At 39.5% G+C, this 17,510-nt stretch carries 19 protein-coding genes and 2 riboswitches; of the genes, 2 read left to right on the forward strand and 17 right to left on the reverse strand.

Features of this window, described 5'->3' with window-relative positions; all coding sequences use genetic code 11:
* Nucleotides 1-39: 39 nt before the first annotated feature.
* The 10 genes from EDC24_RS13550 to EDC24_RS13590 all read right to left on the reverse strand — a co-directional run bounded on the left by EDC24_RS13550 (nucleotide 40) and on the right by EDC24_RS13590 (nucleotide 9,065).
* Nucleotides 40-549 (reverse strand): YfiT family bacillithiol transferase, encoded by a 510-nt coding sequence (locus EDC24_RS13550; RefSeq protein WP_124223522.1) that lies wholly within the window; start codon nucleotides 547-549, stop codon nucleotides 40-42.
* A gap of 97 nt (nucleotides 550-646) precedes the next feature.
* A complete protein-coding gene (gene sufB / locus EDC24_RS13555; protein WP_124223523.1) occupies nucleotides 647-2,044 on the reverse strand; it encodes a Fe-S cluster assembly protein SufB in 1,398 nt (465 codons plus the stop codon).
* Nucleotides 2,045-2,088: 44 nt separating this feature from the next.
* Entirely contained in the window at nucleotides 2,089-2,535 is a 447-nt protein-coding gene (sufU, locus tag EDC24_RS13560; RefSeq protein ID WP_124223525.1) for a Fe-S cluster assembly sulfur transfer protein SufU, read from the reverse strand.
* On the reverse strand, nucleotides 2,525-3,745 hold the full coding sequence (locus tag EDC24_RS13565) for a cysteine desulfurase (RefSeq protein WP_124223527.1): 1,221 nt from the start codon (nucleotides 3,743-3,745) through the stop codon (nucleotides 2,525-2,527). The genes sufU and EDC24_RS13565 overlap by 11 nt, the downstream gene beginning before the upstream one ends.
* Nucleotides 3,745-5,052 carry a Fe-S cluster assembly protein SufD gene (sufD, locus tag EDC24_RS13570; RefSeq protein WP_124223528.1) on the reverse strand — a complete coding sequence of 436 codons (1,308 nt, stop codon included), beginning with the start codon at nucleotides 5,050-5,052 and terminating at the stop codon, nucleotides 3,745-3,747. The genes EDC24_RS13565 and sufD overlap by 1 nt, the downstream gene beginning before the upstream one ends.
* A gap of 20 nt (nucleotides 5,053-5,072) precedes the next feature.
* Complete coding sequence (gene sufC / locus EDC24_RS13575; protein ID WP_124223530.1) at nucleotides 5,073-5,858, reverse strand: Fe-S cluster assembly ATPase SufC; 786 nt, start codon at nucleotides 5,856-5,858, stop codon at nucleotides 5,073-5,075.
* A gap of 217 nt (nucleotides 5,859-6,075) precedes the next feature.
* The gene (locus EDC24_RS15235) at nucleotides 6,076-6,228 is read right to left on the reverse strand and encodes a YuzK family famiily protein (RefSeq protein ID WP_170158598.1); all 153 of its coding nucleotides are present in this window, start codon (nucleotides 6,226-6,228) and stop codon (nucleotides 6,076-6,078) included.
* A 234-nt stretch (nucleotides 6,229-6,462) separates the two neighbouring features.
* Nucleotides 6,463-7,356, reverse strand: coding sequence for a MetQ/NlpA family ABC transporter substrate-binding protein (locus EDC24_RS13580; protein ID WP_124223532.1), 894 nt, complete (start codon nucleotides 7,354-7,356; stop codon nucleotides 6,463-6,465).
* Between the two features lie 22 nt (nucleotides 7,357-7,378).
* Nucleotides 7,379-8,047, reverse strand: a complete 669-nt coding sequence (locus EDC24_RS13585) for a methionine ABC transporter permease (RefSeq protein WP_124223534.1) — start codon at nucleotides 8,045-8,047, stop codon at nucleotides 7,379-7,381.
* Nucleotides 8,037-9,065 (reverse strand): methionine ABC transporter ATP-binding protein, encoded by a 1,029-nt coding sequence (locus EDC24_RS13590; protein WP_124223535.1) that lies wholly within the window; start codon nucleotides 9,063-9,065, stop codon nucleotides 8,037-8,039. Before EDC24_RS13590 ends, EDC24_RS13585 begins: the two co-directional genes overlap by 11 nt.
* Before the next feature lie 291 nt (nucleotides 9,066-9,356).
* Nucleotides 9,357-9,461, reverse strand: a riboswitch (SAM riboswitch).
* A gap of 75 nt (nucleotides 9,462-9,536) precedes the next feature.
* Nucleotides 9,537-9,647, reverse strand: a riboswitch (SAM riboswitch).
* Between the two features lie 86 nt (nucleotides 9,648-9,733).
* Between EDC24_RS13590 and EDC24_RS13595 the strand changes: the two genes are divergently transcribed.
* A complete protein-coding gene (locus EDC24_RS13595; protein WP_124223537.1) occupies nucleotides 9,734-10,153 on the forward strand; it encodes a TlpA family protein disulfide reductase in 420 nt (139 codons plus the stop codon).
* Nucleotide 10,154: 1 nt separating this feature from the next.
* Here the strand turns inward: EDC24_RS13595 and EDC24_RS13600 are convergent, their stop codons facing one another.
* The 4 genes from EDC24_RS13600 to EDC24_RS13615 all read right to left on the reverse strand — a co-directional run bounded on the left by EDC24_RS13600 (nucleotide 10,155) and on the right by EDC24_RS13615 (nucleotide 11,702).
* Complete coding sequence (locus tag EDC24_RS13600) at nucleotides 10,155-10,466, reverse strand: thioredoxin family protein (protein ID WP_245998185.1); 312 nt, start codon at nucleotides 10,464-10,466, stop codon at nucleotides 10,155-10,157.
* Nucleotides 10,466-10,843, reverse strand: coding sequence for a toprim domain-containing protein (locus tag EDC24_RS13605; RefSeq protein WP_245998187.1), 378 nt, complete (start codon nucleotides 10,841-10,843; stop codon nucleotides 10,466-10,468). Before EDC24_RS13605 ends, EDC24_RS13600 begins: the two co-directional genes overlap by 1 nt.
* 41 nt (nucleotides 10,844-10,884) lie before the next feature.
* Nucleotides 10,885-11,268, reverse strand: a complete 384-nt coding sequence (gene gcvH, locus EDC24_RS13610; protein WP_124223540.1) for a glycine cleavage system protein GcvH — start codon at nucleotides 11,266-11,268, stop codon at nucleotides 10,885-10,887.
* Nucleotides 11,269-11,345: 77 nt separating this feature from the next.
* Nucleotides 11,346-11,702: an arsenate reductase family protein gene (locus tag EDC24_RS13615; RefSeq protein ID WP_124223542.1), complete on the reverse strand. Its 357-nt coding sequence runs from the start codon at nucleotides 11,700-11,702 to the stop codon at nucleotides 11,346-11,348.
* A gap of 20 nt (nucleotides 11,703-11,722) precedes the next feature.
* Here EDC24_RS13615 and EDC24_RS15240 point away from each other — a divergent pair, with 20 nt between their 5' ends.
* Complete coding sequence (locus EDC24_RS15240; RefSeq protein WP_170158599.1) at nucleotides 11,723-11,866, forward strand: hypothetical protein; 144 nt, start codon at nucleotides 11,723-11,725, stop codon at nucleotides 11,864-11,866.
* A 94-nt stretch (nucleotides 11,867-11,960) separates the two neighbouring features.
* Here the strand turns inward: EDC24_RS15240 and EDC24_RS13620 are convergent, their stop codons facing one another.
* The 3 genes from EDC24_RS13620 to EDC24_RS13630 are packed head-to-tail and all read right to left on the reverse strand — an operon-like array spanning nucleotide 11,961 to nucleotide 17,378.
* A complete protein-coding gene (locus EDC24_RS13620) occupies nucleotides 11,961-13,745 on the reverse strand; it encodes an acyl-CoA dehydrogenase family protein (RefSeq protein ID WP_124223544.1) in 1,785 nt (594 codons plus the stop codon).
* A gap of 21 nt (nucleotides 13,746-13,766) precedes the next feature.
* Nucleotides 13,767-14,942: an acetyl-CoA C-acetyltransferase gene (locus EDC24_RS13625; RefSeq protein ID WP_124223546.1), complete on the reverse strand. Its 1,176-nt coding sequence runs from the start codon at nucleotides 14,940-14,942 to the stop codon at nucleotides 13,767-13,769.
* Between the two features lie 33 nt (nucleotides 14,943-14,975).
* Nucleotides 14,976-17,378, reverse strand: a complete 2,403-nt coding sequence (locus EDC24_RS13630) for a 3-hydroxyacyl-CoA dehydrogenase/enoyl-CoA hydratase family protein (protein ID WP_124223548.1) — start codon at nucleotides 17,376-17,378, stop codon at nucleotides 14,976-14,978.
* Between the last annotated feature and the right edge of the window lie 132 nt (nucleotides 17,379-17,510).

Below are 17,510 nucleotides of genomic sequence, written 5' to 3' on the forward strand. Positions count from 1 at the left end.
GATGGCTTATCGGATTACAATAAGCCATTTCCACGATTATTACTTTGATAGCGCAATTTTTATATGAGCTAAATGATGCTCTTCGTGCCAAGCTAATTTTGCTACTTTAGTGGCAACTGTTATTTCCCCATTTACCTCATGTGTAAAAGCTCTGTTTAATTGCTCTTCTGTTAAACTAGAACCTAAAGATACGATGCGCTCATTTATGCCTTCTAGCATTTTAATAGAACTTTCCACAGGAAGCTTGGTATCTGGTTGAATTGCCCATTTATCCTGATCAAAAGCTGGTACTGTAGGATTATCGTCTGTTAAAGCTAGCTTCAAACGTTGAAACATGTTCATCTGAGAATCTGCGATGTGATGAACAAGTTCACGAACTGTCCAACTACCTTCACGATATGTTTTGTTTAATTCCTCATCACTTAATGAATCAACAGTTACTCTTAATCGATCCGTGTAAGTTTCGATTTCTTTTAGCCATTCTTGAATATGTTCTAATGTGACATGATCAGGTACTTCTAATTCACCAATTGGAAATTTCACATCCATTTTGGATCCCCCTTATATCTTAATCATCTATAGTACGCAAAGAAAATAATAAAATAACCCTTGATATATTATTTTATATCAAGGGTTATGAAAAATATTAACCGATTGAACCTTCCATTTCGAATTTGATTAAACGGTTCATTTCAACCGCGTATTCCATTGGAAGTTCTTTTGTGAATGGTTCAATGAAGCCCATGACGATCATTTCTGTTGCTTCTTCTTCAGAAAGACCGCGGCTCATAAGGTAGAATAATTGTTCTTCTGATACTTTTGAAACCTTCGCTTCGTGCTCAAGTGAAATGTTTTCGTTAAGCACTTCGTTGTAAGGAATTGTATCTGAAGTAGACTCATTATCCATGATTAACGTGTCACATTCGATGTTTGAACGTGCACCTTCTGCTTTTTTACCAAAGTGTACGATACCACGGTACGTTACTTTACCACCTTGTTTAGAGATGGATTTAGAAACGATTGTAGATGACGTATTCGGTGCCAAGTGGTGCATCTTCGCACCAGCATCTTGGTGCTGACCTTTACCGGCTAACGCGATTGATAATGTGTTACCGCGCGCACCCTCACCTTTTAGAATAACAGATGGATACTTCATCGTTAGCTTAGAACCTAAGTTACCATCAACCCATTCCATTGTCGCATTTGCATCTGCTGTAGCACGTTTTGTAACCAAGTTATAAACGTTGTTTGCCCAGTTTTGGATGGTTGTGTAACGGCAATAACCATCTTTCTTAACGAAGATCTCAACAATCGCACTGTGTAGTGAGTTTGTTGAATAAACCGGTGCTGTACAACCTTCAACATAGTGTACAGACGCGCCTTCGTCTACGATGATTAGCGTACGTTCGAACTGACCCATATTCTCTGAGTTAATACGGAAATACGCTTGTAGAGGTGTCTCTACTTTCGTATTCTTAGGTACATAGATGAATGAACCACCTGACCATACCGCTGTGTTAAGTGCTGCGAACTTGTTGTCAGCAGCTGGAATTAACTGACCGAAGTACTCTTTGAATAGGTCTTCGTTTTCTTTTAGGGCTGTATCGGAATCTTTGAAGATAACACCCATTTCTTCAAGGTCTTTTTCCATGTTGTGATAAACAACTTCTGATTCATACTGCGCAGAAACACCTGCAAGATACTTCTGCTCTGCTTCAGGAATACCTAAACGATCAAATGTTTGTTTAATCTCTTCCGGTACTTCATCCCAAGAACGTTGTGTACGTTCAGAAGGTTTTACATAATACGTGATCTCATCAAAATCTAACTCACTTAAGTCGCCGCCCCATTGTGGCATTGGCTTCTTATAGAACTGTTCTAATGCTTTAAGGCGGAATTCTAACATCCATTCAGGTTCTTCTTTACGATTGGAAATTTCACGGACAACGTTTTCGGTCAACCCACGCTCTGTACGGAAAATCGATACGTCACGATCGTGGAAACCATATTTGTAATCGCCTACCTCTGGTGCCTTTTTAGCCATGTAATACCCCTCCTTTAAATAATTAGGTGAACAAAAAGGCTAACTTACTCTTCTTTTTCTACACCTTGTTCCATTGCCTTCCATGCTAGCGTTGCACATTTAATTCTTGCTGGGAATTTAGAGACGCCTTGTAAGGCTTGAATGTCGCCTAAATCCTCTAATTTATATTCACTTGTATCTGCTTCTTCACCAAGCATCATATCAGAAAACATTTTCGAGATTTTAAGTGCATCCTCAGCGTTTTTCCCGATGATAACTTGTGTCATCATGGAAGCTGATGACATTGATATTGAACAACCTTCACCTTCAAATTTAGCATCTTCTACGATTCCATCATTGATTTTAAGTTGTAAATCAATTCGGTCACCGCATGTCGGGTTATTCAATTCAACTGTGATGTGATCACCTTCAAGTTTTCCCTTATTGCGGGGATTTTTATAGTGATCCATAATGACCTGTCTGTACAGTGTATCTAAGTTATTAAAAGACATCACCGAAATACTCCTTTGTCTTGCGTAATCCTTCAACGAGTTTGTCGACGTCTTGTTTACTATTATACAGGTAAAAGCTAGCTCTTGCAGTAGCTGCAACTTGTAATTCTTTCATTAAAGGCTGTGCACAATGGTGACCAGCACGAACCGCAATACCTAATGCATCTAGTGCTGTTGCGGTGTCATGTGGGTGAACATCATCTAAATTAAACGTCACTAAGCCTGCTCTTTCCTTAGGACCATAAATTGTGATGCCTTCAATTGTTTGCATTTGTTCTAATGCATAGTTAGCTAATTCTTGCTCATGAGCTTCAATAGCTTCCATACCGACGTCTTGTAAGAAATCAATAGCTGCTCCAAGACCAATGGCTCCAGCTATGATTGGCGTACCACCTTCAAATTTCCACGGAAGCTCTTTCCATGTTGAATCGTAAAGGCCGACAAAATCAATCATTTCCCCGCCGAATTCTACGGGTTCCATATTTTCTAATAATGATTGTTTTCCGTATAAAACGCCAATGCCTGTTGGGCCACACATTTTGTGTCCGGAAAATGCGAAGAAATCAACATCTAAATCCTGAACATCAACACTCATGTGCGGAACACTTTGTGCGGCATCAACAACGATTACAGCTCCATTGTCATGTGCAATTTGGGCAACCTCTTTAATAGGGTTAATGGTCCCTAACACATTTGAGACTTGTGACATGGCCACGATTTTCGTTTTAGATGTGACCGTTTCTTTTACATCTTCTAATGAAATTGTACCATCTTCTTGAAGTGGTAAATATTTTAACGTTGCACCTGTCACTTTAGCAACCTGTTGCCAAGGGATGATATTACTATGGTGCTCCATTTTTGTTAAAACAATCTCATCGCCTTCAGATAAGTTCTCTCTTCCGTAACTATGAGCAACTGTATTAATTGCTGTTGTCGTTCCACGTACAAAGACAACTTCTTTAATACTGTTGGCATTAATGAAATGTTTAACCTTCTCACGAGCACCTTCATACCCGTCAGTTGCACGCGAACCGAGTGTATGAACGCCGCGATGCACGTTTGAATTATAACGTTCATAGTACTCGTTTACTGCATTAATTACTGATTGTGGCTTTTGAGAGGTTGCTGCACTATCTAAATATACAAGTGAATGTTCGTTAACTTCCTGATCCAAAATCGGGAACTGTTTGCGAACGTCTTCATTTAGCATTAATAAACTTTCCCTTCGATAACCTCACGAAGCTGATTTTGAACAGTTTCAATTGGAATTTCTTTAACAACAGGGCTTAAGAAACCATGAATAACTAAGCGTTCGGCTTCTTGTTTTGAAATTCCACGACTCATCAAATAGTAAAGCTGAACTGGGTCTACACGACCAACAGATGCTGCGTGACCTGCTGTAACATCATCTTCATCAATTAAAAGAATTGGGTTAGCATCACCACGTGAGCCTCGGTCTAACATTAACACGCGCGATTCTTGTTCAGCGTTAGACTTAGATGCTCCGTGTTCAATCTTTCCAATACCGTTAAAGATTGATGCCGATTCGTCTTTCATAACACCATGTTGTAAAATGTAACCTTCTGATTCTTTACCAAAATGTACAATTTTAGCTGTGAAGTCTTGTTTCTGTTTACCACGGCCAACTGATACAGCTTTCGCATGGCATAAACCATTTTCACCCATTAGGTTCGTAATGTTTTCAGAAATCGTGTTACCATCATTCATTTGGCCTAATGCCCATTCTAATGTTGCGTCACGACCAACTGTTCCGCGGCGGTTAACATATGTTGTTGTACCTTTTTCTAAGTTATCAACGGCACCGTAAGAAACATTCGCATTATCTAATGCAAAAACTTCACTTACGATATTAGCAACAGATTCTTCGTTTTCGTTTTCAGATACGTAGTTTTCTACGTATGTCACTTCACTGTTTTGATCTGCTACTAATAGAACATGGTTAAACAGCGCTGCTTCTTTGTCTTCTTGCCAGAAAACGACTTGAATTGGCTGTTCAACTTTGACGTTTTTCGGAACATATAGGAAAACACCACTATTTAATAACGCTGCGTGACGAGCTGTTAATTTATTTTCATCTACAGATACGCCTTCTTGCATGAAATACTTCTTCACAAGATCTTCGTTTTCATTCATCGCTGTGAAAATGTCTTGGAAAATAACGCCTTGATCTTGAAGTTCCTTTGATAATGACGCATATGCTACATCGTTGTTACGTACGATGATTAAGTTATCACTAACTGACTCTTCGCCTAATAATACACGTACTTTTTCCGGTAGGTCGGTAAACTTACTCACTTCATCACCTGAGACATCATGTTTGAAGTTCGTAAAGTTCCAGTTACGAATACGTGTTTTTTCTAGTTTAGGCATTGGAAGGTCTTCTGCTAAATCTGCTGCTTTTAAACGAATGTCGCGGAACCATTGTGGCTCTTGACGACGTTCGGAATATTGCGTGATATATTCTTTATCATAAGGTAGCTGTGTGTCCACTGTCATCCTTTTACCTCCTATCCAAATTACGCTTTTTGACCGACTGTTTCGTCTTCGATACCTAATTCTTCTTTAATCCAGTCATAACCTTCTGCTTCTAAGCGTTGAGCAAGTTCAGGTCCACCGGATTTCACAACACGACCTTGCATCATAACGTGTACATGGTCAGGAGTGATGTAGTCAAGTAAACGCTGATAGTGTGTGATGATTAGGCAACCAAAATCGTCACTGCGCATTTGGTTGATTCCTTTAGATACGACTTTAAGCGCGTCGATATCTAGACCAGAGTCAATTTCGTCTAAGATTGCAATTGCTGGTTCAATCATCATAAGTTGAAGGATTTCATTACGCTTCTTCTCACCGCCAGAGAACCCTTCGTTTAAGTAACGTTGTGCCATATTTTTATCGATTTCAAGTTCATCCATGTTACTGTCCATTTTCTTAATGAACTCCATTAATGGAATCTCGTCGCCTTCTTCACGGCGTGAGTTAATTGATGAACGTAAGAAATCAGAGTTTGTTACACCACTGATCTCACTTGGGTACTGCATAGCAAGGAATAAACCAGCTTGTGCGCGTTCGTCAACTTCCATTTCTAATACGTCTTCACCATCAAGAAGTACAGACCCTTGAGTGATTTCGTATTTAGGGTGACCCATAACTGCACTAGCTAATGTTGATTTACCAGTACCGTTTGGCCCCATTACAGCGTGGAATTCGCCACCTTTAATGGTTAAGTTAACCCCGTTAAGAATTTTTTCACCTTCAATTTCGACATGAAGATCTTTGATTTCTAAAGTTGATCCTGCCATTTGAATACCTCCATTTTTCTATAATTAATTGATGGTCATTCTCAATTTATTCTCATTATAATTTTATAACATTTACAAAGTATATTCAACTTATATACACAGAATAACCATACAGTTAACACCTATACTATTATATAAGAAATCTTGTCAGATTTAAAAGAAAAACGTCTATACAAAAAGCCTACCACAAAGTTGTGATAGGCTCTCGTTTCTTATATTAACGATGTATCTGTCGGTCAACTTCTGCGACCATTCGTCTACTCTCTTTATAATCTTGCTCGCGTTGCTTCTCTACTTCCAAACGCTTCTCTAGTTTCTGACTGTACTCCTTATAATTAACTCCGCGTGCTTGCTGCATCGCTTTTTCCATTTCACCTGTGTACGTCAGATCAATCTCATTGTCGTTTAAAATGACTAAATCATCCTTTCTTTTAATTACACTTATTATATTAACATGGGTAAATATTATTCAAAAACCGCATTCTAATCGATTTCTATAAATAAAAATGGATATGAGCGGTTAACTCCCACTCATATCCATACCCTTTATTTTTCTTCATAAATCCTCTTGTATAAACTTAATACATCTAAATTTGCCAAAAAATTATTCACTTACTGGAACGACAGCACCTTCATATTCTTCTTCGATAAATGTTTGAATCTCCTCAGAGCTTAAGACTTCAACTAAGGTTTGTAGTGCTTCGTTGTCTTCATCTTCACTACGAGCTGCAATGACGTTTACATAAGGTGATTCTGAACCTTCAAGAATTAATGAATCTTCTGCTGGAACTAGTCCTGCTTCGATTGCATAGTTTGTGTTGATTGCAACTAATGCATCTTCTTCACGTTCATAGAATTCTGGAAGTAATCCTGCATCGATACTCGCATCGAACTCAAGATTTTTAGGATTTTCAGCTACATCATCAACTGTCGCGTTTAATGGGTCAACGTTTTCTGAAATTGTGATAAGTCCATTTTCCTGAAGTAATGATAAAATTCTACCGTGATCTGCCACAGATCGGCTCATTATTACGACTGTGCCTTCTGGTATTTCATCAACATTATTTATGTTTTTAGAATAAATACCCATTGGCTCAATGTGAATTCCACCTAAATTAACAAAATCATAGCCGATTTCAGCTTTTTGATCCTCTAAATATGGAATGTGTTGGAAGTAGTTCGCATCTAATGTTCCATTATCTAAATCTTGGTTTGGTAACACATATTCTTGGTACGTTTCAATTTTTAAATCAATGCCTTCTTCTTCTAAAAGCGGTTGAGCTTCCTCTAATACTTCAGCATGTGGAACGTTTGTTGCACCAACTACAATCTCCGTTAATTCTTCTTTTTCTTCTTGTTCTTCATTATTTTCGGTATTATCTTCCTCTTCACTCTTGTCACCTGATGTTTGTTCTTCTTCACCATCACCCGAAGTACCACAAGCAACCAATACAACTGATAATAAACCTACGATTAATAATGCTAATAATTTTTTCATTTTAGAAACTCCCTTCAACTAATTATCTTTTATCTAATTTTTTGGATAAGTAATCTCCAATAAACTGGAAAATGAATACAATAATGACGATAAAAATGGTACTCGCAACTACGACATCATAATCACGGCGCTGGAACCCTTTCAAATAAGCTAAATCACCTAAACCACCGGCACCAATAATTCCTGCCATTGCCGTAAAGCTAACTAAGTTAATGGCGGTTACAGTAATACCAGATATAAGCGCTGGCATGGATTCCGGTAATAGCACTTTGAAAATGATCGTGTGCGTCTTGGCCCCCATCGTCTTGGCCGCTTCAATGACCCCTTTATCCACCTCCTTAAAAGCAATTTCAACTAACCGAGCATAGAATGGAGCCGCTCCCAGAATAAGCGCTGGTAAAGCCGCTTTTGGCCCCCGAAGAGTTCCTACTAAGAAATCCGTTAGAGGGAACAATAGTAAAATCAATATGATAAATGGTATGGCTCGGAATATATTAACAGCTGATGCTGTTACTGAGTTAATTAATCGGTTCTGCCATAGATTTCCTCGTTCAGATAAAAAGAGTAATAACCCTAATAAGATTCCTAAAATAAGTGTTCCAATAACGGAAATGACCGTCATATATAACGTTTCATACGTTGCGTCCCACATATCTTCCATCACAACATTCGGAAACCATTCACTTAACATCTCGAATCACCTCAACTTCTACACCTGATGCTTCTATGAATTTTAACGTTTCGGCAATCACGGATTCATTACCGTTCAGCTCAACATACAATGTTCCGTAGGCTCCTTCTTGTGTTGGCGAAATCGAACCTTGCAGAATATTAACTTCAACGTCAAATGTTTTAACAACCTCTGATATTAAAGCTCGTTTTGCATCATTACCGATGAAATGCAGTTTAATGACTTCGGTGCTTTCATCTTCTGTAATAAATCTTTTTAGTGAGTCCTGTTTGTGCTCAAGTGGGTTTAATTGTTGCACAAATCGTTTCGCTGTTTTAGATTGCGGTTTGACGAATACATCTAATACATCACCGTGCTCAACGACTTTACCTTGATCCATGACCGCAACGCGATGGCAAACTTTTTGTATGACGTGCATTTCATGGGTAATCATAATAATCGTTAAGTTTAGCTTTTCATTAATTGATACTAATAGGTCTAAAATATCATCCGTCGTCTCCGGGTCTAGAGCTGATGTCGCTTCATCACAAAGTAAAACATCTGGGTCATTCGCTAACGCACGTGCAATACCCACACGCTGCTTTTGACCACCGCTAAGTTCTGATGGATAAGATTTTTCTCGACCTTTTAGTCCAACTAAGTCAATGAGTTCCTGTACCTTCTCTTGTCGTTCAGATTTTGAAATGCCAGCAATTTCTAAAGGAAAAGCTATGTTATCAAATACGGTCCTTGACCATAATAGATTGAAGTGCTGAAAGATCATGCCCATTTTCTGTCGTCTTTTTCGAAGTTGATTAATGGGTAGATTAGTAATATCTGTTCCCTGAATGTTGATATGGCCACCTGTCGGTTCTTCTAAACGGTTGATGAGTCGAATAAAGGTACTTTTTCCAGCACCGCTATAACCAATAACACCAAAAATTTCACCTTGTTCAATGTTCAGTGATACATCATCGACAGCTTGAACATTTTGATGTTTGGTTTTATATAACTTAGATAACCCTTGAATCGAAATCATGTGTTAAATCTCCTCTCTCGGTTGAATAGTTCTTGTTTTGATTGTGATTCGCTACCGGCGGACGCTTTCCTGGGGCGCGAGCTCAACTTCCCAAAGCTCACTATTGTTTCGCTTTGCGTGATTTTCACTTCGCGCTATTCCCTTAGGAGTCGCCGTCTCTCGCTCATCACAACAAAACAACTAAGTACAATCTTTTATAATCAAAACTTTAATTGAAAAAAGCTATAATAATAAAAAACCTTCCTGTCCATAAGAGAACAGAAAGGCAAGATTACATGTCGAGCATCCGTCCTCTTATCTTCCAAAGCTTGACGCTTTGCAGGATTTAGCACCTGTCAGTTACCTGATGGTTGCCGGGTTTCATAGGGCCAGTCCCTCCACCTCTCGTGATAAGAGTTATTATTTGTTATTTTGTTATAAAAAAAACTCTTTTCTTGCAAGCACAAGAAAAGAGTTGAGTACAACGACCTTTTCTTATCTTGCAATGAATTCATCATTGCTGGATTTAGCACCTGTTAGATATAATATCTAATGGTTGCCGGGCTTCACAGGGCCAGATCCCTCCACCTCTCTGGATAAGAAATTTCTTATTCATATTTTCGATGATTTATATGTTAGCATGGTATATGTAACGAGTCAATAAAAATTTCAATAAAGGATGATTATATATGAAGGCACCTTTGTTTGAACTACCATACTTAGACAAGCCGAACGAAACTTATAATATAGAAGACTACATCGGTCAAAAAGTAATTGTCCTAACCTTTTGGGTATCCTGGTGTCCAGATTGCGCTCGAGACCTCCCAAAGAAAGAGCAATTTTTCAAAACTTCCCATAACGATGACTTAGAAATGATCACCATCAATGTCACCGGACGTGAACATGGCGATGAGGAAGCCTTAAAATATCAAGACCAATTTTTAACACAACCTGTATTAAAAGACCGCGGTCGTGAGGTCTATGATTTGTATGAATGTGAAGGCGTTCCAACGACCATCGTTATCAATCGCGAAGGCGAAATTATCGGCCGGTTTGGTGACCAGGCAGATTTTGTTGAAGTCATTCACACCTTAAGTGAAGTTCTGTAAGTCAGACTAAATAAGGCCCCATCTCTTTTAGCACATATGGGACCGAGTGAAACGTATACATGCGATCAACAGGCTCACCATTTTTAAATACGATTAAACAAGGAACACTTGTAATTTCGTATTGTTGCATGAGGTCTGGAGCTAATGTCGCGTTTAACTCGTAAAATTTCTTGTCTCCCATCGTCTCTTCAATATATTCAAGCATTCTACCAGCAACTTTACACGTTCCACAAAAAGGGCTGTTCACAAAGACAATGTGATAGTCCTTTTTCTTTATTAAAAATTGTGCATTTTCTCGATTGATTTCAATCACTACAAAAACCCTTTCAAATATTCCACTTTCACCTTCATATTGGCAGCTTGCAAAAGGGATGCTAACACATAGTCCGGTGCATCTTCAACTTCACGGTACTTTTTATCAATATAGATGTTACGAGCATGCGAAAGTTCCTGGTTCAACATTTTCCGAAGGTTGACGCCAGGTTCATCTGTATCGGTAAAAATAAATACATCTCGATCAAAAAGATTATATTCGTCAACAAAATTTTCTAACGCGTCAATGCCTAGAGTGCCAAACGTACATAAGATTTGGACATCATCGTCTTCTAATATACGTTTGATTTTAAGACGATCTTGTTTCCCCTCGACAATTAACACTTTTGACTGTTCATCCATATGATCACCTATCATATAAGAAAAGCCGACCCTTATTGGATCAGCTTATCTCAACATTATTCAGCATCAATCATTTTTTGATATTCGTCTGCATCCATTAAGTCATCTAGTTGAGATTCGTCACTTAGTTCAACAACAACCATCCATGCTTTTTCAAATGGAGATTCGTTGACTAACTCAGGGCTATCTTCAAGCTCTTCGTTGATCTCAACGATTTTTCCGGAAACTGGAGCATAAAGCTCAGAAACGGTTTTAACAGATTCAACGCTACCGAACGGCTCATCTAAGTCTAGTTCGTCGCCAACTTCAGGAAGTTCAACGAATACGATGTCCCCTAGTTCGTCTTGTGCGAATTCTGTAATGCCAATTCTAACTTTGTCTCCTTCGACTTTTACCCATTCGTGTTCTTTAGAATAACGATATTCTTTCGGTAAGCTCATTTTCAAACCCTCCACTATGTAATTTCTCAAATTAATCATACAACAAAACGCCACTATTTAACACAATCTTAGTTCAGTTATTTCCAATTTTCTTCAAACGTTTCTTCTTTGAACCCGACTGTAACCTTCTCTCCGTCTGTTGCAATTGGTCGTTTAATTAACATACCATCAGAAGCTAAAAGTTTTGTCATCTCATCTTCAGACATATCCTTTAATTTGTCTTTTAGCCCAAGCTCTCTGTACTTTTTCCCTGATGTATTAAAAAACTTTTTAGCTGGCAGGTCACTTTTTTGAATAAAAGATTTTAGCTCATCTTGTGACGGAGGATGTTCAACGATATGTATGGAATCATACTCAACGTCGTTTTCATCTAACCATTTTAACGCCTTACGACAAGTTCCACATTTCGGGTATTGGTAAACTGTTAAAACCATTTGAGCACCTCCTTAAAGGTATGATAACACAAAAAAATAAAATAAGGTTGAGAGAAAAGTTATTAGCTGATCGGCACTTAGAGGTATCGGCAGGTTTTGATGGTTTACCAGCAGGTTTTCGAAGTGTACGCGCAGGTTTTTGGATTTTATCCGCAGGTTTTTGAAATTTACCTGCAGTTTTTTTCGATTTACCGGCAGGTTTGCTAAAATCAATACAAAAAAACAGCTGGTGCGGTACTGCACCAGCTGTTTTCCTAATTAAACCACATATTTTTCAGCATCGATGATCGTTGCTGCGATTTCACGTTTCTTCTCAATCACGTTGATTGGGTCGTGACGAGTTAGCTTGCGAAGGGCACCTAGCATCATGCGTAGGCTATCGCCTTCGTCACTTGCGATTAATGTTTCTTTCGCGTGTGCGTCAATACGGTTGAAGGCTTCTTGTACGTAAACTTGCGTGTAAAGAAGTTTTTGCTGGCTCTTGTCAACGCCGACACTGTCGAATGACTTTTGCGTACGTAAAATAGCTGATTCCATATTATAGATTTCAGCTGCAATGTCCGCAATGTTAACAAGTAGCTCTTGTTCTTGTTCTAATTTTTCTCCGTACTTCTGTGCGGCAAGACCTGCAACAAGTAAGCCAATTTTCTTCGCGTTCTTAAGCAAGTAGAATTCTTGCTCTAGTGGTTCATCGCCTACTGGTTCAGGCATGAATGTCATCAATTCTTCCTGTAAGCCTTGAGCTTTTTGTAATAATGGAAGTTCGCCTTTCATGGCTTTCTTCATGAATGTTCCAGGAACGATCATACGGTTGATTTCGTTTGTACCTTCGAAAATACGGTTGATACGAGAGTCACGGTACATGCGCTCAACTTCATACTCTTGCATGAAACCATAACCACCATGGATTTGAACCGCTTCGTCAGCAGCAAAGTCTAGTAATTCTGTTGCCATATATTTGTTCATTGAGCACTCAATGGCATATTCAGCAATACTTTTTGCAACTTCATTACCTTCGTTTTGTTGTTCTTTCGTTAGTCCGCCTAAGCGTTGTTCAAACAATCCAACCGTACGGTAAACGGCACTTTCGTTTGCGTAAGTGTTCGCTGCAACGCTAGCAATTTTTTCTTGAATTAAGCGGAACTGTGAAATTGGTGTGTCAAATTGCTTACGTTCATTGGCGTATTGTGTTGCTACTTCGACTGCGCGTTTTGCACCACCAACGCCACCGATTGCAAGCTTATAACGGCCTACGTTTAAAATGTTAAACGCGATTACGTGGCCACGGCCGATTTCACCTAGTACGTTTTCAACTGGCACTTCAGCGTCTTCTAAAATTAATGTACGAGTCGATGATGATTTGATCCCCATCTTCTTCTCTTCCGCACCTGTTGAAACGCCTGGGAATTCACGCTCAACAATAAAGGCTGTGAATTTGTCGCCATCAACTTTCGCATAAACAACGAATACATCAGCAAATGCTGAGTTCGTAATCCATTGTTTTTCACCGTTTAAAACATAGTGTGTGCCAGATTCGTTTAGCTTAGCAGTTGTTTTCGCACCTAATGCGTCCGAACCAGAACCAGGCTCCGTTAGGGCGTATGCTGCAAGCTTTTCACCTGTTGCTAATGCTGGTAGATATTTTTGCTTCTGTTCTTCATTACCGAAAAATACAATCGGTAGTGAACCGATCCCCACGTGTGCACCGTGAGAAATTGAGAAACCACCTGCTAGAGACATTTTCTCTGTAATAAGTGATGATGCAATCTTATCAAGTTCAAGACCACCATACTCTTCTGGTACGTCAGCACCTAATAAACCAAGTTCACCTGCTGTTTTTAAGAGTTCCACCGATTTGTCAAACTCATGATTCTCTAGGTTATCGATGACTGGCCATACTTCGTTTTTAACATATTCTTCAGTCGTTTTAGCAATCATTTTATGCTCTTCAGTAAAATCTTCTGGCGTTAAAATGTCCTCAGCTTGAACATCTTCAACTAAAAATCCGCCACCTTTAAACACTTTTTCAGTCGTTTCACCCATTTTAAAATCCCCCTTATGGTTTTAAATTAATTCAAATACGCCTGCAGCGCCCATGCCGCCGCCAATACACATCGTTACTACACCGTATTTCACATCACGGCGCTTCATTTCATGGATTAATGAAAGAGTTAGCTTCGTACCTGTGCAACCTAGTGGGTGCCCAAGTGCGATCGCACCACCGTTTACGTTCACGATGTCTTCGTTTAATCCAAGTTCACGAATAACTTGTAGTGACTGTGAAGCAAACGCTTCGTTTAATTCAAATAAACCAATATCATCAAGCTCTAATCCTGCCTGTTTTACCGCTTTCGGAATTGCTTTAACAGGGCCTACACCCATGATTTCTGGTTCAACACCCGCCACTGTAAATGAACGGAATTTAACTAGAGGCGTTAAGCCTTCCTGCTCCGCTTTTTCGCGGTCCATGACAAGAACTGATGCAGCACCGTCACTCATTTGTGATGAGTTACCAGCCGTAACACTTCCTTGAACATTAAAAGCAGGTTTTAGTTTTCCTAAAACGTCTTTTGTCGTGCCTTTACGAACGCCCTCATCACGCTCAAGTGTGACAGTTGTTTCTTTCACTTTGTTATCTGGACCGACTTCGCGTTGAGTCACTTCAACTGGTACGATCTCATCGTCAAACTTTCCTTCTTCTAATGCTTTTGCTGCACGCTCATGACTGCGTACGGCAAATTCATCTTGATCATCACGAGAAATGCCAAAACGTTGAGCTACTTCTTCTGCTGTATGACCCATAGACATGTAGTAGCCAGGTGCATTCTCGACTAATTCAAGGTTAGGCTTAATGACATGGCCTCCCATCGGTATGAGACTCATCGATTCCGCACCACCAGCGATGATGGCGTCACTTCCGCCAACCATAATACGTTCAGCTGCATACGCAATACTTTGTAAACCGGATGAGCAGTAACGGTTGATTGTAATACCTGGCACTTCGTTCGGAAGTCCCGATAAACCTGCGATATTACGTGCCATGTTCATGCCCTGCTCAGCTTCTGGCATCGCACAACCCATGATAACGTCATCAATTGGGCCGTCATAATTGTTCGCGCGTTTAAGCGTTTCTTTAATCGTTAAAGCTGCTAAGTCATCTGGACGACTATTCGCAAGCGTTCCTTTTTTCGCTTTTCCTACAGGTGTACGTGCACCTGATACAATAACTGCTTCTCTCACAACTTTTCCCCCTCTTCTATTTGGAGTGATCGTTTAGTTACGTAGTGGTTTACCTTTCATTAACATGTGTTGCATTCTTTGCTGTGTCTTCGCCTCACCAATCAAGCTTAAGAAAGCTTCACGTTCTAAATCTAGTAAGTAATCTTCATCAACTAATGTTCCGTAGTTCAAGCGTCCACCAGCTAATACAAATGCTAGTTTTTCAGCGATCTTAAGGTCATGCTCAGATGCATAGCCGCTATTCGCTAACCCTTTAGCACCTAATAGCATCGTCGCGTAACCTGCTTCACCTACAACAGGTACCTTCTCACGCTTACGCGGCGTGAAACCGGCATCAGATAGACTGATCACTTTTTGCTTCGCATCATAGATTAAATGGTCGCCATTGACACTAATTGAGTCGACTTCAGCATCTAAAATACCGTTTTCAACCGCTTCTGCAGCTGACGTCGAAACTTTAGCCATCGCAACCTTTTCAAACACATCATTTGTAACTTTTTGTAAGTCGAAATCAACGCCTTCTGGTAGTCCTCTTAACTGCTTAAGGTAAAATTCTTTATTACCTCCGCCGCCAGGGATTAGACCAACACCGAATTCGACTAAGCCCATGTAAGACTCTTGTGAAGCCTGAATGCTATGAGCTGGCAAGCAAACTTCTGTTCCGCCACCTAGCGTCATGCCAAATGGTGCTGCAACAACTGGTTTTTCATTATACTTAATATTCATCATTGCTTGTTGGAACTGCTTAACAACTAAGTTTAACTCAGGGAAGTTAAAGTCCTGTGCTTCCATAAGCATCATGCCAAGATTAGCCCCAACACAGAAGTTATTACCTTGGTTACCAATCACAAGCCCTTTGTAGTTTTTATTTACTTCTTCAAGTGACTGGTTAATCATTTGAATGGTATCAAGTCCGATGGCATTACTTTGTGAATGGAACTCTAGTAACGCCACATCGTCACCTAAATCTATTAAGCTAGCACCACTATTTTTCTTAATGACACCGTGTGCTTGCTTATGAAGTTTTAAGTTAATCTCTTTCGGGTTAACTTGCTTCTCGACGTATTCACCGTTTTGATAGAAATAAACTTTACCATTTTCCGTTTTGTAGAACGATTCAAAGCCTTTATCTAGCATTTCTTGAACCCAAGCTGGAACTTGAGTGCCTTCTTCTTTCATACGTTCTACAGATGATTGAACGCCAATCGCGTCCCACATCTCAAAAGGTCCTAACTCCCAGCCGAAGCCCCATTTCATCGCTTCGTCAATCGCATTAATATCATCAGCAATTTCGCCGAGTAAGTTAGCTGAGTAAACGAGTGTAGGCTTAGTAATATTCCAGATCAGGTCACCCGCACGGTCGCCTTTAGCGTTTACTAACGCTTTTAGCTTACGCTTAGGGCCTTTCTCCTGCTTAGCCATACCCGATGCATTTGTTTTAAGCTTTTTACGCTCTTCATATTCCATCGTTTCAGGATTTAGTTCATAGATGACACTGCCATCTTTACCCTTTTTCTTAAGGAAAAAGCCTTGACCAGCCTTCGCACCAACCCAGCCTTTTTCGTTCATATCTTTCATGAAGTCTGGAACAACGAATGCTTCTTTTTCTTCCCCTTCGACGTTGTCATAAACGTTTTTAGCTACATGAATAAATGTATCTAAACCAACGACATCTAATGTACGGAATGTCGCACTCTTCGGACGTCCAATCATTGGACCTGTCACTGAGTCTACTTCACCGATACTATAGCCGCCGTTTAACATTTCTTTTACAGTTACTAATAAACCATATGTTCCTATGCGGTTTGCTATGAAGTTTGGCGTGTCTTTTCCTTCAACGACACCTTTACCTAATACGTCTTCACCAAAAGTCTTCATGAAATTTAAGATATCAGGATCTGTTTCTTTATTAGGGATGACTTCTAGTAACTTTAAGTAACGCGGTGGGTTGAAAAAGTGCGTTCCTAAGAAATGCTTTTTAAAATCATCAGAACGGCCTTCTGCCATCGCATTGATTGAGATCCCGGATGTATTCGATGATACAATAGATCCGTCTTTGCGATATTTCTCAACTTGATCATAAACCTTTTTCTTAATATCTAAATTCTCTACAACTACTTCAATCACCCAATCAACTTCAGCTAGTTGTTCCATATGATCATCAAAGTTACCGACTTCAATTAGATCTAAGCTCTTTTTACTCGTAATTGGAGATGGGTTTTGTTTCTTCAGCTTCTCCTTGTTGCTTGCAGCAATGCGATTACGAACTGCTGCATCTTCTAAAGTTAAACCCTTATTTTCTTCCGCTTCAGTAAGCTCACGAGGTACAATATCCAACATAATTGTCGGGATGCCAACGTTAGCCAGGTGAGCAGCAATACCAGACCCCATAACGCCTGAGCCTAATACTGCAGCGCGCTTGATTTTACGGTTCATGTTTCTTCCCCCTACTCTTGAATGAATACTCATTCATTTTTTCGTAAAAAATTATTGGATAGTCTCACTACCCAATAAAAATATTCTACTTTAACTATAAAATATTTTCTGATATTTCGCAAATAAAATTAT

The organism is Aquisalibacillus elongatus (genome assembly GCF_003843875.1).
GTDB classification, from domain to species: domain Bacteria; phylum Bacillota; class Bacilli; order Bacillales; family Alkalibacillaceae; genus Aquisalibacillus; species Aquisalibacillus elongatus.